Annotated in this window: 14 protein-coding genes; 10 read left to right on the top strand and 4 right to left on the bottom strand. The window is 58.9% G+C overall.

The window, feature by feature from the left end; genetic code table 11:
* Positions 1-70: 70 nt before the first annotated feature.
* Positions 71-976, top strand: coding sequence for a ChaN family lipoprotein (locus tag AD665_RS21955; protein WP_024779601.1), 906 nt, complete (start codon positions 71-73; stop codon positions 974-976).
* 160 nt (positions 977-1,136) lie between these two features.
* On the opposite strand, the gene AD665_RS21950 is transcribed toward AD665_RS21955, so the two are convergent.
* The 3 genes from AD665_RS21950 to AD665_RS21940 all read right to left on the bottom strand — a co-directional run bounded on the left by AD665_RS21950 (position 1,137) and on the right by AD665_RS21940 (position 3,607).
* On the bottom strand, positions 1,137-1,409 hold the full coding sequence (locus tag AD665_RS21950; RefSeq protein ID WP_024779602.1) for a TfoX/Sxy family protein: 273 nt from the start codon (positions 1,407-1,409) through the stop codon (positions 1,137-1,139).
* Positions 1,410-1,616: 207 nt separating this feature from the next.
* A complete protein-coding gene (locus AD665_RS21945) occupies positions 1,617-1,958 on the bottom strand; it encodes a pentapeptide repeat-containing protein (protein ID WP_024779603.1) in 342 nt (113 codons plus the stop codon).
* A 92-nt stretch (positions 1,959-2,050) separates the two neighbouring features.
* Complete coding sequence (locus tag AD665_RS21940) at positions 2,051-3,607, bottom strand: bifunctional aminoglycoside phosphotransferase/ATP-binding protein (protein ID WP_024779604.1); 1,557 nt, start codon at positions 3,605-3,607, stop codon at positions 2,051-2,053.
* 140 nt (positions 3,608-3,747) lie between these two features.
* On the opposite strand from AD665_RS21940, the gene mrcB reads away from it, so the two are divergent.
* The 3 genes from mrcB to AD665_RS21925 are packed head-to-tail and all read left to right on the top strand — an operon-like array spanning position 3,748 to position 7,131.
* Positions 3,748-6,066, top strand: a complete 2,319-nt coding sequence (gene mrcB, locus AD665_RS21935) for a penicillin-binding protein 1B (RefSeq protein WP_024779605.1) — start codon at positions 3,748-3,750, stop codon at positions 6,064-6,066.
* Between the two features lie 16 nt (positions 6,067-6,082).
* Positions 6,083-6,802 carry a tetratricopeptide repeat protein gene (locus AD665_RS21930; RefSeq protein WP_024779606.1) on the top strand — a complete coding sequence of 240 codons (720 nt, stop codon included), beginning with the start codon at positions 6,083-6,085 and terminating at the stop codon, positions 6,800-6,802.
* Positions 6,802-7,131, top strand: a complete 330-nt coding sequence (locus tag AD665_RS21925; RefSeq protein WP_024779607.1) for a YqcC family protein — start codon at positions 6,802-6,804, stop codon at positions 7,129-7,131. The genes AD665_RS21930 and AD665_RS21925 overlap by 1 nt, the downstream gene beginning before the upstream one ends.
* Positions 7,132-7,137: 6 nt before the next feature.
* Here the strand turns inward: AD665_RS21925 and AD665_RS21920 are convergent, their stop codons facing one another.
* On the bottom strand, positions 7,138-7,560 hold the full coding sequence (locus AD665_RS21920) for a DUF4124 domain-containing protein (protein ID WP_024779608.1): 423 nt from the start codon (positions 7,558-7,560) through the stop codon (positions 7,138-7,140).
* 400 nt (positions 7,561-7,960) lie between these two features.
* Between AD665_RS21920 and AD665_RS21915 the strand changes: the two genes are divergently transcribed.
* From AD665_RS21915 to msrQ, 6 genes are all read left to right on the top strand, one after another.
* A complete protein-coding gene (locus AD665_RS21915; RefSeq protein ID WP_024779609.1) occupies positions 7,961-9,685 on the top strand; it encodes an acetolactate synthase 3 large subunit in 1,725 nt (574 codons plus the stop codon).
* A 2-nt stretch (positions 9,686-9,687) separates the two neighbouring features.
* Entirely contained in the window at positions 9,688-10,179 is a 492-nt protein-coding gene (gene ilvN / locus AD665_RS21910; RefSeq protein WP_024779610.1) for an acetolactate synthase small subunit, read from the top strand.
* Positions 10,180-10,224: 45 nt separating this feature from the next.
* The gene (gene ilvC, locus AD665_RS21905; protein WP_024779611.1) at positions 10,225-11,241 is read left to right on the top strand and encodes a ketol-acid reductoisomerase; all 1,017 of its coding nucleotides are present in this window, start codon (positions 10,225-10,227) and stop codon (positions 11,239-11,241) included.
* Positions 11,242-11,387: 146 nt separating this feature from the next.
* Positions 11,388-12,233, top strand: coding sequence for a CDP-diacylglycerol--serine O-phosphatidyltransferase (gene pssA, locus AD665_RS21900; RefSeq protein ID WP_024779612.1), 846 nt, complete (start codon positions 11,388-11,390; stop codon positions 12,231-12,233).
* 75 nt (positions 12,234-12,308) lie between these two features.
* The gene (gene msrP, locus AD665_RS21895) at positions 12,309-13,322 is read left to right on the top strand and encodes a protein-methionine-sulfoxide reductase catalytic subunit MsrP (RefSeq protein WP_024779613.1); all 1,014 of its coding nucleotides are present in this window, start codon (positions 12,309-12,311) and stop codon (positions 13,320-13,322) included.
* Positions 13,322-13,966, top strand: a complete 645-nt coding sequence (msrQ, locus tag AD665_RS21890) for a protein-methionine-sulfoxide reductase heme-binding subunit MsrQ (RefSeq protein WP_053193699.1) — start codon at positions 13,322-13,324, stop codon at positions 13,964-13,966. Before msrP ends, msrQ begins: the two co-directional genes overlap by 1 nt.
* Positions 13,967-14,555 lie beyond the last annotated feature (589 nt).

Raw genomic sequence — 14,555 nt, 5'->3', positions numbered from 1 at the left:
TCGGGTCGAGAGTACTCGGCCTGACGATTCCATGCCCATTCATGAACACCTTCGTCGAGAACGCCGCCTGATGCGCCTGATCCTGATTCTGGTCTTGAGTGTCCTGGCCGCTTGCCAGAGCATCGCACCGCCACCTATCAACGGACGGATCCGTGACCTGCACAGTGGTCAGGCAGTTGCGCCTGGGGCCTTGATCGAACATCTGGCGAATGCACCTCGGGTCATCGTGGGGGAGCAGCATGACAACCCGGATCATCACGCGCTGCAATTATGGCTGCTCCAGGGCCTGGCCAGGCAACGAGCGCAAGGCAGTCTGCTGCTGGAAATGCTGACGCCCAGTCAGCAGTCACGGGTCGATGGGCTCCGTCAGTTACCTGTTCTTCCGGGGAATCTTGTCGACGCCCTGGATTGGTCGCCTGGTTGGGATTGGAAACTGTATGGACCTGTCGTCGAATATGCCTTGGCGCAACGTTATCCGTTGTTGGCCGCAAACCTGGATGTTGTCGAGATCCAGCGCTTCTACCGACAAGCCCCAGCTTTGAGCGGTACTCGCTCCAATGGGGTGGCCGTAAAGGACGAACTACTGGGACAGATTCGCGAATCCCACTGTGGCCTGCTGCCGGAATCACAGATGCCGGCGATGCTGGCCGTCCAGCAACAGCGTGATCGGCGCATGGCCGAGCGGTTATTGGCCGCACCAACTCCAGCATTGTTGTTTGCGGGCGCCTGGCACGGACGCAAGGATGTCGGCGTACCGCTACATGCCCAGGACCTCGGGGCCGATGTAGCGCCTGTGGTCCTGATGCTGGCCGAAGAGGGCAGCGTAGTTACATCGGCCATGGCGGATTACGTCTGGTACACACCGGCCACGCCGCCCGTGGACTATTGCGCGCAAATGCGCGGACAGCCGCAGAAGCCTATTCCAGCGGGCAAAAAAAAAGACCCGGCAAGAGCCGGGTCAAATAACCGTGATTAGCCTGATGAGGAGATATCTGAGAGTCCGAACCAAGGGCTTTTCAAATATCGACCAGTCTCGCGACCGGATGCGGTAATCATAGCGATTCTCATTACCATGTCAAACGTTGTTTTCCAATTCACCCAAATAACCCTGACGGCTATGCCGACAACGAAGGGCGTCAGGCTTTGTGGCGTGTGGATATGGCGTCCAGCTGCTTGTTCAAAGCTTCCTTGCGCTCGGCAGGAATGTCGTTCCAGTGCATGTCCATCAACGCGCCTTCTATCGCATACAGCAACACCTTGGAGGCCCGGAAACCACGGGTACGCACAGCACGATAGGCGTCGACCGCTCCGAGTCGACGCAGATCCGAGGCGCTGTGGATCCCCACGGCGTGTAGCCACTGGGCCGACGTCTTGCCCAGATTCTTCAGGTGCTGCAGTTCATCATTCATCGAGCCTCCTTGCGACGGCCGACTGTTCAGTAGGCAAGCTTCTCAGGAGTGTAGCGCTCAGTAGGAAAAGCGTGATTCTTTGGCAGGATTGTCGCAAAAGCTTCTAAGGCATTACGCACGATGGAGCAACGGATCGGCAATACCCATCAATCCAGCGCAAGCGGGGGCGCTGGATTCTGTAGCGTGGGGTTTGTCCTGTCTAACGAGTCAGCGGGTGCGGTAGCGCAACCGGGTGCCAAAGTTCATCGACATCAGAATTTCGTCGGCCGACAGCTCGGGTGGGAAATAAGCGCCGGAGATTTGCGCATGGGCCAGGCTTGCACCTTCCAGCTTCGACTTGCGGAAATCGACACCGCGCAAATCGGCGGAACGGAAGTAAGCGTCCGTGAAGTCGACGTCGTCCACGTTCAGTTCCCGCAGGTCGAGCCCGCGAAAGTCGCCGCCGCTCAAGTCGACCGGGCCTTGAGGGCGCTCTTTATTGAAGCCTGAAATGTCGTCTTTGCGCAGCAAGGCATACAGCGGTGTGTTGAGAATCTTTGGGCGGTTCATGTCAATGTCACCTGTTGGTTTTATGACGCCAGTATAGTGCCACTACTTGGCGACCGTGAAGCCGGGTGTCGCTTCACGGTCGAAACAGTTGCTTACAGGCCTGGCAGGCGCTGGCGGATCTGCGCGACCACGTTGTCGAGCGTGCCGCTTTCATTGGTCTGGACCGGTTTGCTGCAGAGGATTTCCTCCGGCGTCAACGCTTCGCGGTTGGCCTGTTGTGCGGCGATGACGGCCAGGGTCGCGTCGGAAGGGTCTTTCTGATCGGCCTGACGCTGCGCCAGTCTGTTTTCTATGACCGCTTGCGGTGCATTGCAATCCAGGATCAGGAACGGGGTGCCCGTCGCTTCGGCGATTTTCGCTGCGGCTTCACGCTGATCGCGCTTGAGGTAGGTGGCATCGATTACCACCGGAAACCCTGCACGCAGGATCCCTCCGGCGATTTCATGCAAGCGTGCATACGTGGCGCTGCTGGCATCGTTGCTATAGATGCCGGCCTGGGGATCGTTCGGTACGTGTTGCTCTCCAAACAGGCGCTTGCGTTCCACGTCCGAGCGCAGGCGAATCGCACCCAGCGCTTCCACCAGGCGCATCGCCACGTGGCTTTTGCCCACGGCCGAAACGCCGTGGGTAATGGCCAGGAATGGCGAAGGGATGGTGCTGTAGCTTTCAGCCAGATTGGCGTAATTACGGTATTGGCGCAGGGTGGTGGCGCGTTGTACCGGGTCGGCTTCGGCCGGCATGCTGAACAATGCGATCTTGGCTCGGACAAGGGCCCGGTAGGCTTTGTAGAAGTTCAACAGCTCCAGGCCCTGGTAATCGCCGGTCAGTTCCAGGTATTGGCTGACGAATCGCCGTGCCAGGGACTTGAGCCCGCGGTCTTCCAGGTCCATCGCCAGGAACCCCGTGTCGCCGTAGACGTCGGTGAAACGGAACGGTTCGTTGAACTCGATGCAGTCGAAAATCACCACCTTGCCATCGATCACGGTGGCGTTGCCCAGATGAATGTCGCCGTGGCATTCGCGGATGAAGCCTTCGGCCTTACGCTGAATGAATAGTGGCTTGAGGCGTTCGAAACTGCTTTCAGCCCAGGCTTGCAGGGCTTCGAGCTGTGCCAGGTCAGCCTTGTCGCTGAGGAACGGACGGATCTGTTCAAAGTTCTGCCGCACCGGTGCCATCACGCTGTCCGGGGTGCCGGCCGGGTTTTCGGCGGGGACCTTGGGTGTGGAGAGGTGGAACCGGGCGATCTGTTCGGCCATTTCGTCAACGTGGGCGGTGGTCAGTTCACCGTTGGCCTGCAACGTACTGAGCAGTTGGCTCTGCGGGAACTGGCGCATCTTCAGGGCATATTCGATCGCCGGTCCGTCACCATTCAGTTGTGGTGCTTCGGCGCTGCCGGTGATTGGCAGCACTTCCAGGTACAGGTCCTGGGTCAGGCGCTGGTTCAGGCGCAGCTCTTCGCCACAGAAATGCTTGCGGGCGTCCAGATCGGTGAAGTCGAGGAAGCCGAAATTGACCGGCTTCTTGAACTTGTAGGCGTAAGGACCGGTGAGCAAGACCCAGGAAATGTGGGTTTCGATGACCTGGAACCCTTCGACGGGGTGTGGGTAGAGGGCCGGGTTTTGCAGGGCAGCGATCAGGGACTGGCTCACAGGCGATCCTTCAGAGTCTGGAAAAATTCAAGGCAGTCATTATGGCGACATGCTGCGTTAACGCAAACCGGATGGCCCATGCATCATGCAGGTTGTCGGGCTCATGTTGAACCCGCGCAAAGTGCGTATAATCCGCCGCCATGACTCGTACCCGATCCCCTCGTACCCCCAAAAAACCACCCGTCAGCCGCCTGCGGCCCTGGCTGGGCTGGGCCCTTAAACTCGGCCTGGTGGGCCTTGTCGTGCTTGCCGGTTTTGCCGTCTATCTCGATGCCGTGGTCCAGGAGAAGTTCTCCGGCAAGCGCTGGACGATCCCGGCCAAGGTCTACGCCCGGCCGCTGGAGCTGTTCGTCGGACAGAAGCTGAGCAAGGACGACTTCCTCACCGAGCTTGATGCCTTGGGCTATCGCCGTGAAAGCGTGGCCAAGGGGCCGGGCGAAGCTTCCGTCAATGGCAACACTGTCGATCTCAATACCCGTGGCTTCCAGTTCTATGAAGGGATGGAACAGGCGCAAGCGGTGCGCGTGCGTTTTTCCGGCGACTACGTGGCTGCGTTGACGGGCGCCAACAATGCTAGTCTTTCGGTGGTGCGCCTCGAACCATTGCTGATCGGTGGCCTGTATCCGAAGAACCTCGAAGACCGGATCCTGATCAAGATCGACCAGGTACCGCCGTTCCTGATCGATACGCTCGTCGCCGTCGAAGACAGGGACTTCTACCATCACTTCGGCGTCTCCCCCAAGTCGATTGCCCGGGCCATCTGGGTCAACGCCTCCTCGGGGCATATGCGCCAGGGCGGCAGCACGCTGACCCAGCAGTTGGTCAAGAACTTCTATCTGACCAACGAGCGCAGCCTCACACGCAAGCTCACCGAAGCCATGATGGCGCTGCTGCTGGAGTTGCATTACGACAAGCAGGAGATCCTGGAGGCGTACCTCAACGAGGTGTTCATCGGTCAGGACGGTCAGCGGGCGGTGCACGGTTTCGGTCTCGCCAGCCAGTTCTTCTTCAGCCAGCCATTGTCCGAGCTCAAGTTGCATCAGGTGGCATTGCTGGTGGGCATGGTCAAGGGGCCGTCTTCCTATAACCCGCGGCGTCATCCGGAGCGGGCCCTCGAGCGTCGCAACCTGGTGCTCGATCTGCTTCAGCAACAAGGCGTGGCGACGGCCGAGCAGGTCGAAGCGGCGAAGAAGATGCCGCTGGGCGTGACCAAGCGCGGCAGTCTCGCGGACAGCTCGTTCCCCGGCTTCCTCGACCTGGTCAAGCGACAACTGCGTGAAGACTACCGTGACGAGGACTTGACCGAAGAAGGTCTGCGGATATTCACCAGTTTCGACCCGATCCTGCAGATGAAGGCAGAGGCTTCGGTCGAGGACACCTTCAAGCGCCTGGGGGCGCGCAAGGGCGCCGAAGATGTGGAAGCCGCCATGGTGGTGACCAATCCGGAAACCGGCGAAGTCCAGGCCATGATTGGCAGTCGCCAGGCCAGTTTCGCCGGTTTCAACAGGGCGCTGGATGCCGTGCGCCCGATCGGCTCGCTGATTAAGCCAGCGGTGTATCTCACTGCCCTGGAGAAACCCAGCCAGTACACGCTGACCAGTTGGCTGTCGGATGAGGCGTTCTCGGTCAAGGGCGCGGACGGCCAGGTCTGGAAGCCGCAGAACTATGACCGGCGTTCCCACGGTACGGTTTTCCTGTATCAGGGGCTGGCGCATTCCTACAACTTGTCCACGGCTCGCCTTGGGCTGGAAGTCGGTGTGCCGAACGTGCTCAAGACGCTGGCGCGCCTGGGGGTAAGCCGCGAACTTCCGGCCTTCCCGTCGATGCTGCTGGGGGCCGGAGGCCTCGCGCCGATCGAGGTCGCGGCCATGTACCAGACCCTGGCCAACGGCGGTTTCAATACACCGATGCGTGGGATCCGCAGCGTGCTCACCGCCGACGGCGAGCCGCTCAAGCGTTATCCGTTCCAGATCCAGCAGCGTTTCGATCCGGGCTCCATCTACCTGATCCAGAGCGCCATGCAGCGGGTCATGCGTGAGGGCACCGGCAGTTCGGTCTATAACGTGTTGCCCCGGACCCTGACGCTGGCGGGCAAGACCGGTACCAGTAATGATTCGCGCGACAGCTGGTTCGCCGGTTTCAGCCAGGACCTGCTGGCCGTGGTCTGGCTCGGTCGCGATGACAACGGCAAGACGCCGTTCACCGGTGCTACCGGCGCATTGCAGGTCTGGACCAGCTTCATGCGCAAGGCCGACCCGTTGCCGCTGGACATGCCGCAGCCGGACAACGTCGTTCAGGCCTGGGTCGATTCGCGCACTGGACAAGGCTCCGATGCCAATTGCCCGGGTGCGGTGCAGATGCCGTATATTCGCGGCAGCGAACCACCGCCAGGTGCCGCCTGTGGCGGACAGAATCCAGCCGAGTCGGTGATGGATTGGGTCAAGGACTGGATGAATTAAGCAAAGAGGGTTTCACGTGAACAAGTGGTTGATTCCAGCGGTAACTGCCGTGGCTTTGCTCAGTGGTTGCTCGACTGTACAGCGCGGCTCAATTCCGGTTGTCGACTCCGGCACTGCCGTTTCCAATAGTGAGAGAGTGTCGGCCAACGGCGGTTTCCGTCAAACGACGGTGAGACGGCCAGTGCAAGGCCAGGCCCAGGCGATTCCTCAAGGCGATAGCGGTGTTGTCGTGATGGTGCCTGGTGGCGGCGCCACGACGTCGGCACCGATCAGCAGCACGCCGATCACGCCTGGACCTATCACGACAGGCCCTATCGAAACCTCGCCGATCAATCAGGGCAGCTACAGCATGCCAGCGTCGCCAGGCAGCATTCCGTCGACCGGCTCCGGTGGCCTGTCCGCCGATGAACAACTGGATGGCCCAGTGTTGGCTCTGCTGACGACCGCCCAACAGCAACAGGCCAGTGGCGACCTCAACGGTGCGTCTTCCAGCCTGGAGCGTGCCCAGCGCGTAGCGCCGCGTGAACCCCAGGTTCTTTATCGCCTGGCCCAGGTGCGCATGGCCCAGGGCGATGCGCCGCAAGCTGAACAACTGGCCCGTCGCGGTCTGACGTTCACCAGCGGTCGCCCGGCCCTTCAGGCCAGCCTGTGGGAGCTTATCGCCCAGGCTCGTGAGAAACAGGGCGACTCGGCCGGCGCGGCGCTTGCCCGTCAGAAGGCCAAGGTTTCCCTCTGATGGATACGCGTTTTCCCCAGATCGCCGATCAGCTGCTGCTGATCGAGCGGGAATTGCGGGTCCAGGGCTGGTGGAGCAGCGCTTCACCTTCGGCTGAAGCGCTGGCCAGTGTCGAGCCGTTCGCGGTCGACACCCTGGACTTCGAGCAATGGCTGCAGTGGATTTTCCTGCCACGGATGAAAGCCATCCTGGAAAATGACCTGCCACTGCCCAACGCCTCGGGCATCCTTGCCATGGCGGAAATGGTCTATGCCCAGCGACCGGGGCAGGGCACCGAGTTGCAGCGGCTGCTGTCGCAGTTCGACCGGTTGATCAGCGACGTCAGCTGACGGCCGTCACTGGCAATGTTCTTCGATCTGCTTGCGAGTCTCGTCGATTCGCTGGCGTCGCTCCTCCTCAGTTAGACGGCGCAATTCCCCTTCCGCATCCTCGCGAACCCGCGGATTGTTCTGCAGTTGCGCCAAGTTGGTCCGGACCTGCTCGCAGAACTCCTTTAGCTGGGCTTCCTGGTCAGCCACCTGCTGCTTGACCTGCTCGTCAATGGCCTTCTGATCGCCAATGGTGCCGGCTGAGGGCGGCGCGGACGGCTTGCCGACGGGCGGTGAAGACTTGATCACGGTCGCGGCCTCCGTGCCTTCGGGTGGTTGGGCGCTGAAATGGGTCACCCCCTGGGTGTCTACCCATTTGTAGATCTGACCGGCCATGCATATCGGGCTCAGGCCAACCATCAGGCTGGCCGTCAGTAGGAACATTCGCATGCTGTTTCCTTGTCATAGGTTGCGCAATTGAAGCTAACACAGTTGCCGTTTAAAGGTTTTTTCTTGCGTTCTCATGCGCTTACTTCGAATAAACCTCATAGACGGCTTGACTTGCAGAGGGCGAAACAGAAGAATCCAAAGTCCGCTGTAGAGGGACTGCCAGAAGCAGGCCCACTCGGCAGATCATGAGGCGCATATCCGCGTCGACCTGTTACACCCGCAACGCGTTACCTCGCGCTGGGTGGGAAAGGCCCGCAACACTTGGGACGATCCCAATACTTGCTCAGTCAGTGCTGACGTAGTCGGCGACCACCGTCGCTCATGCTCTGCCGAGAAGTAAACCTATTAAGACCCGTCCCCTTTTGAGGGTCGGTATTCTGGCGTTTTAGAGGTGAACAACGTGGAGCTTTTATCTGGCGGTGAGATGCTCGTCCGCTTCTTGCGTGACGAAGGCGTCAAATATATCTACGGGTACCCGGGTGGTGCTCTTCTTCATGTCTATGATGCCCTGTTCAAAGAACCGGAAGTGACCCACATCCTGGTTCGTCACGAGCAGGCGGCGACCCACATGGCTGACGGCTACGCTCGCGCCACCGGCAAGGCCGGCGTGGTGTTGGTGACTTCCGGTCCAGGCGCCACGAACGCCATCACCGGTATCGCCACGGCCTACATGGACTCCATTCCGATGGTCATCATCTCCGGCCAGGTGCCCAGCACCATGGTCGGCACCGATGCATTCCAGGAAACCGACATGATCGGTATCTCCCGGCCGATCGTGAAGCACAGCTTCATGATCAAGCATCCGTCGGAAATCCCTGAAGTCATGAAGAAGGCTTTCTACCTGGCTGAATCCGGTCGTCCGGGCCCGGTGGTGGTCGATGTTCCGAAAGACATGACCAACCCGGCCGAGAAGTTCGAATACATTTTTCCGAAGAAAGCCAAGCTGCGCTCCTACAGCCCGGCCGTACGCGGTCACTCCGGGCAGATCCGCAAGGCAGCCGAGATGCTTCTGGCGGCCAAACGTCCAGTGTTGTATTCGGGCGGCGGTGTGATCCTCGGTGGTGGCTCCGCGCCGCTGACCGAACTGGCGAAAATGCTCAACCTGCCGGTCACCAATACGCTGATGGGTCTGGGCGCCTTCCCGGGCACCGATCGTCAGTTCATCGGTATGCTCGGCATGCACGGCAGCTACACCGCCAACCTGGCGATGCACCACGCCGACGTGATCCTGGCTGTCGGCGCACGTTTCGATGACCGGGTCATCAACGGCGCGGCGAAATTCTGTCCGAACGCCAAGATCATCCATATCGACATCGACCCTGCGTCCATTTCCAAGACCATCAAGGCAGACGTGCCAATTGTCGGTCCCGTGGAGAGCGTATTGACCGAAATGGTCGCGATCCTAAAGGAAATCGGCGAGACCCCGAACAAGGAGTCCGTAGCCAGTTGGTGGAAGCAGGTCGATGAGTGGCGTGGTGACCGTGGCTTGTTCCCCTATGACAAGGGCGACGGCAGCGTGATCAAGCCGCAGACCGTGATCGAAACCCTCTGCGAAGTGACCAGGGGCGATGCCTTTGTGACCTCCGACGTGGGCCAGCACCAGATGTTCGCCGCGCAATACTACAAGTTCAACAAGCCCAACCGCTGGATCAACTCCGGTGGCCTGGGCACCATGGGCTTCGGTTTCCCGGCGGCAATGGGCATCAAGTTGAGCTTCCCGGATGTCGACGTCGCCTGCGTCACCGGCGAGGGCAGCATCCAGATGAACATCCAGGAACTGTCCACCTGCCTGCAATACGGTTTGCCGGTGAAGATCGTGATCCTGAACAACGGTGTACTGGGTATGGTTCGCCAATGGCAGGACATGAGCTACGGCAGTCGTCACTCGCACTCCTACATGGAGTCGCTGCCTGATTTCGTCAAGCTGGCAGAGGCCTATGGTCACGTCGGTGTGCGCATCACCGAATCGAAAGACCTGAAGTCGAAGATGGAGGAGGCGTTCGCCATGAAGGATCGCCTGGTGGTCATCGATATTTCGGTCGACACCAGCGAGCACGTCTACCCGATGCAGATCAAAGACGGTTCCATGCGCGATATGTGGCTGAGCAAGACGGAGCGTACCTAATCATGCGGCATATTATTTCCCTGCTTCTGGAAAACGAACCGGGTGCTCTGTCTCGCGTAGTGGGTCTGTTCTCGCAGCGCAACTACAACATCGAAAGCCTGACGGTGGCGCCAACCGAAGACCCGACTCTGTCGCGTCTGACGCTGACCACCGTGGGCCACGATGAAATCATCGAGCAGATCACCAAGAACCTGAACAAGCTGATCGAGGTGGTCAAGCTCGTGGACCTGTCGGAAAGTGCTCACATCGAGCGCGAACTGATGCTGGTCAAGGTCAAGGCCACCGGCGCCCAGCGCGCCGAGATCAAACGCACTACCGATATTTATCGTGGGCAGATCGTCGATGTCAGCTCCAGCGTCTATACCGTTCAGTTGACTGGTACCAGCGACAAGCTCGACAGCTTCATCCAATCGATCGGCACTGCCTCGATTCTGGAAACCGTACGCAGTGGCGTCACCGGGATTGCCCGTGGCGACAAAGTGCTGAGCATCTAAATCAAATTAGCGAATGGCCTGAATGGCCGGATATAGGGGAAATTCATGAAAGTTTTCTACGATAAAGACTGCGACCTGTCGATCATCCAGGGCAAGAAAGTCGCCATCATCGGCTACGGTTCCCAAGGTCACGCCCAGGCGTGCAACCTGAAGGACTCCGGCGTTGACGTGACCGTCGGCCTGCGTAAAGGCTCGGCCACCGTTGCCAAGGCAGAAGCCCATGGCCTGAAAGTGGCTGACGTGGCTTCCGCCGTTGCCGCTGCCGACCTGGTCATGATCCTGACCCCGGACGAATTCCAGGGCGCGCTGTATCGCGACGAAATCGAGCCGAACATCAAGAAGGGCGCGACCCTGGCCTTCTCCCACGGTTTCTCGATCCATTACAACCAGGTCGTGCCGCGCGCTGACCTCGACGTGATCATGATCGCGCCGAAAGCTCCGGGCCACACCGTGCGTTCCGAATTCGTCAAGGGTGGCGGTATCCCTGACCTGATCGCGATCTACCAGGACGCTTCGGGCAACGCCAAGAACGTGGCTCTGTCCTACGCTGCCGGCGTTGGCGGCGGTCGTACCGGTATCATCGAAACCACCTTCAAGGACGAGACTGAAACCGACCTGTTCGGTGAGCAAGCCGTTCTGTGCGGTGGTACCGTCGAGCTGGTGAAAGCCGGTTTCGAAACCCTGGTCGAAGCGGGCTACGCGCCGGAAATGGCCTACTTCGAGTGCCTGCACGAACTGAAACTGATCGTTGACCTCATGTACGAAGGCGGTATTGCCAACATGAACTACTCGATCTCCAACAACGCCGAATACGGTGAGTACGTGACCGGCCCGGAAGTGATCAACGCCGAGTCCCGCCAGGCTATGCGCAACGCCCTGAAACGTATTCAGGACGGCGAATACGCCAAGATGTTCATCAGCGAAGGCGCTACCGGCTATCCTTCGATGACTGCCAAGCGTCGTAACAACGCTGCCCACGGCATCGAGATCATCGGTGAACAACTGCGTTCGATGATGCCTTGGATCAGCGCCAACAAGATCGTCGACAAAGCCAAGAACTGAGTCACGGGCTTGATGGAAAAAAACGCGGCCTCGGCCGCGTTTTTTCGTTTGGGCGATGGCTTCTGGTATAAAGCTGCATCGTTTGCGGTCGAACCCTCGTCCCAGGCGCCTGTCGAATTTTTTCACACCGTTGCAAGGTACTGTCCATGAGCGAACGTCCCGACGAGCCAAACCAGGCTCCTGACGCCGAAAGCCTGCTGCCCATCGATGAGCACGTCGAAGAAGGTCATGACGCTGAAGGCCGTAAGGTCCGGCATCGTGGCATCTATCTGCTGCCGAATCTGTTTACTACCGCCAACCTGTTTGCCGGCTTCTATTCCATCATCAGTTCCATGAGCGCCCAGGCTGCATTGAGCGCCGGCGATAGTGCGGGGGCGAGCCGTTACTTTGCTTTCGCTGCTATCGCGATCTTTGTCGCCATGGTGCTCGATGGCCTGGACGGGCGCGTGGCCCGCATGACCAATACCCAAAGCGCATTCGGTGCCGAGTACGATTCGCTGTCGGACATGGTCGCTTTCGGCGTGGCCCCTGCCTTGCTGGCGTTCGGTTGGGCGCTGGGGGATATGGGCAAGGTTGGCTGGATGGTCGCTTTCATTTATGTGGCGGGCGCCGCGTTGCGCCTGGCGCGTTTCAACACCCAGGTCGGCAAGGCCGACAAGCGCTACTTCATCGGCCTGGCAAGTCCGGCTGCGGCAGGTGTCGTGGCGGGCGTGGTCTGGGCGTTCAGCGACTATGGCATCCAGGGTTCGAAGATGTCCTTCCTGGTGGCACTACTGGTGGCTGCGGCGGGGATGCTGATGGTCAGCAACATCAAGTACAACAGCTTTAAAGAGCTGGACCTGAAGGGGCGTGTGCCGTTCGTGGCGATCCTTGCGGTAGTGCTGGTGTTCGCGGTGGTCTTCAGTGATCCGCCGCGGATTCTGCTGCTGGTGTTCCTCGCCTATGCCGCTTCCGGACCGGCGCAGTATTTGTTGCGTCTGCGCCGACGCTAAATGTTGTCTTAATGTAATTTCCCCCATACTCCGCAGTCTATTGGTGCATCTACCCTCCAATACTGCGGAGTTGTCATGCTGATCAAGATCCCCAAGTCGTCCGACTGCCGTGAATCGGACGTCACCCCCGAGTCCTTCTATCTATCCCGTCGCCAGATGCTGGGAGCAACCATGGCTGGCCTTGCCGTGAGCAGCCTTCCGCGCTGGACGAGCGCTGCTGATGTGGCGCGTTATCCCGACGTGGAGCCCGGCAAGGCGCCGTCCTGGTTTGCCGAAAAGCTGCCTTCTATCCAGTGGGGAGCGGTTACGGTCAAGGGTGAACCGATTACGCCGTTCAAGGATGCCACCCATTACAACAACTTCTATGAGTTCGGAACCGACAAGGGCGATCCGGCGGCCAATGCCGGGTCCTTGAAAACCGAACCCTGGAGCGTGGTGGTGGATGGGGAAGTGGGCAAGCCGGGGCGCTATGGCCTGGAAGACTTCATGAAACCCTATCAATTGGAGGAACGGATCTATCGACTGCGTTGCGTGGAGGCCTGGTCGATGGTCATTCCGTGGATCGGCTTCCCTATCTCCGCGCTGCTCAAGCAGGTTGAGCCGACCTCCAAGGCCAAGTACATCCGTTTTGAGACGCTGCAGGATCCGAAGACCATGCCTGGGCAGCGCTCTGGCTTCGCCCTGATCGACTGGCCTTATGTAGAGGGCTTGCGACTGGATGAGGCGATGAACCCGCTCGCCATCCTCGCGGTTGGCATGTATGGGCGCGAGCTGCCGAACCAGAATGGCGCACCGTTGCGGTTGGTGGTGCCGTGGAAGTATGGTTTCAAAAGTGTGAAATCCATTGTGCGTATCAGTCTGGTCAGCGAACAGCCCAGAACGACCTGGCAAAGTATTGCATCGGACGAGTACGGCTTTTATGCCAACGTCAATCCGACGGTGGACCACCCGCGTTGGACCCAGGCACATGAGCGCCGCCTGCCAAGCGGACTGTTCAGTCCCAATGTGCGCGATACATTGATGTTCAACGGCTATCAGGATGAAGTCGCTTCTCTATATGCAGGGATGGACCTGAGGAAGGACTACTGATGCGTTTTCCTGTGTGGCGGATTGGCGTCTTCGTCGCGGCGGCGATCTGGCCGCTGTTCTGGCTTTACGAGGCGTTGATGAATGCGTTGGGCCCCGATCCCGGCAAGGTTCTGGTGGACCGGTTGGGGTTGGGTACGCTGATCCTGCTACTCATCACCTTGAGCATGACCCCTTTGCAGAAGTTGACGGGGTGGGCGGGGTGGATCGCGGTCAGACGCCAGCTCGGATTATGGTGCTTCACCTATGTGGTGCTGCATTTGGGTAGCTATTTAGCCTTCATACTGGGATTCGACTGGTCGCAGTTGGGGGTCGAGTTGAGCAAGCGGCCGTACATTATCGTCGGAGTGCTTGGGTTTCTCGGCTTATTGTCCCTGGCCGTCACGTCCAACCGTTATAGCCAGCGGCGCCTCGGTGTGCGTTGGAAGAAGTTGCATCGCCTGGTTTACCTGATCCTCGGGCTTGGGTTGTTACACATGCTTTGGATTGTGCGGGCGGATCTTAAGGAATGGGCCATTTATGCCTTCATCGGGGGATTCCTGATGCTGCTGAGGATTCCTTTGATTACGCGTCGGATCCCGCGTTTGATGGGGAAGAAGGTGTCTTCTGCAACAAAAGCGAAATTAAGGGTTGACGGCAGATTCTGAGTCTCTATAATTCGCCCCACTTCCGGCGCAGTCGAAACGGAAAACTCCTTGAGTTTCAATGAGTTAGACGATTTAAGATCGCGCAAGGCTTCAGTTCATCGAAGTCGCGGAAGGAGTTGGCAGGGCAGGTTGTCTGGCTCGGTTGACGGTTCGATCTTCTCGGTCGAAAGCGGTGAAAAAGAGGTGTTGACAGCAGCGACTAACGCTGTAGAATTCGCCTCCCGCTAACGAGAGATCGAAAGCGCAAGTGGTTGAAGTTGTTGAGGTTTTGAAAAGCAAAACTTTGAAAACTTTCAAAATAATCGCTTGACAGATACACGGGGCGCTGTAGAATGCGCGCCTCGGTTGAGATGAAAGGCTCAACCCACCGCTCTTTAACAACTGAATCAAGCAATTCGTGTGGGTGCTTGTGGAGTCAGACTGCTAGTCAACAGATTATCAGCATCACAAGTTACTCCGCGAGAAATCAAAGATGTAACCAACGATTGCTGAGCCAAGTTTAGGGTTTTCTCAAAACCCAAAGATGTTTGAACTGAAGAGTTTGATCATGGCTCAGATTGAACGCTGGCGGCAGGCCTAACACATGCAA

Origin of the sequence: Pseudomonas corrugata (genome assembly GCF_001269905.1) — a bacterium.
Taxonomy (GTDB): Bacteria; Pseudomonadota; Gammaproteobacteria; order Pseudomonadales; family Pseudomonadaceae; genus Aquipseudomonas; species Aquipseudomonas corrugata.
Note: the sequence above shows the minus strand (reverse complement) of the source record. Positions and strands in the feature narration are given on the sequence as shown.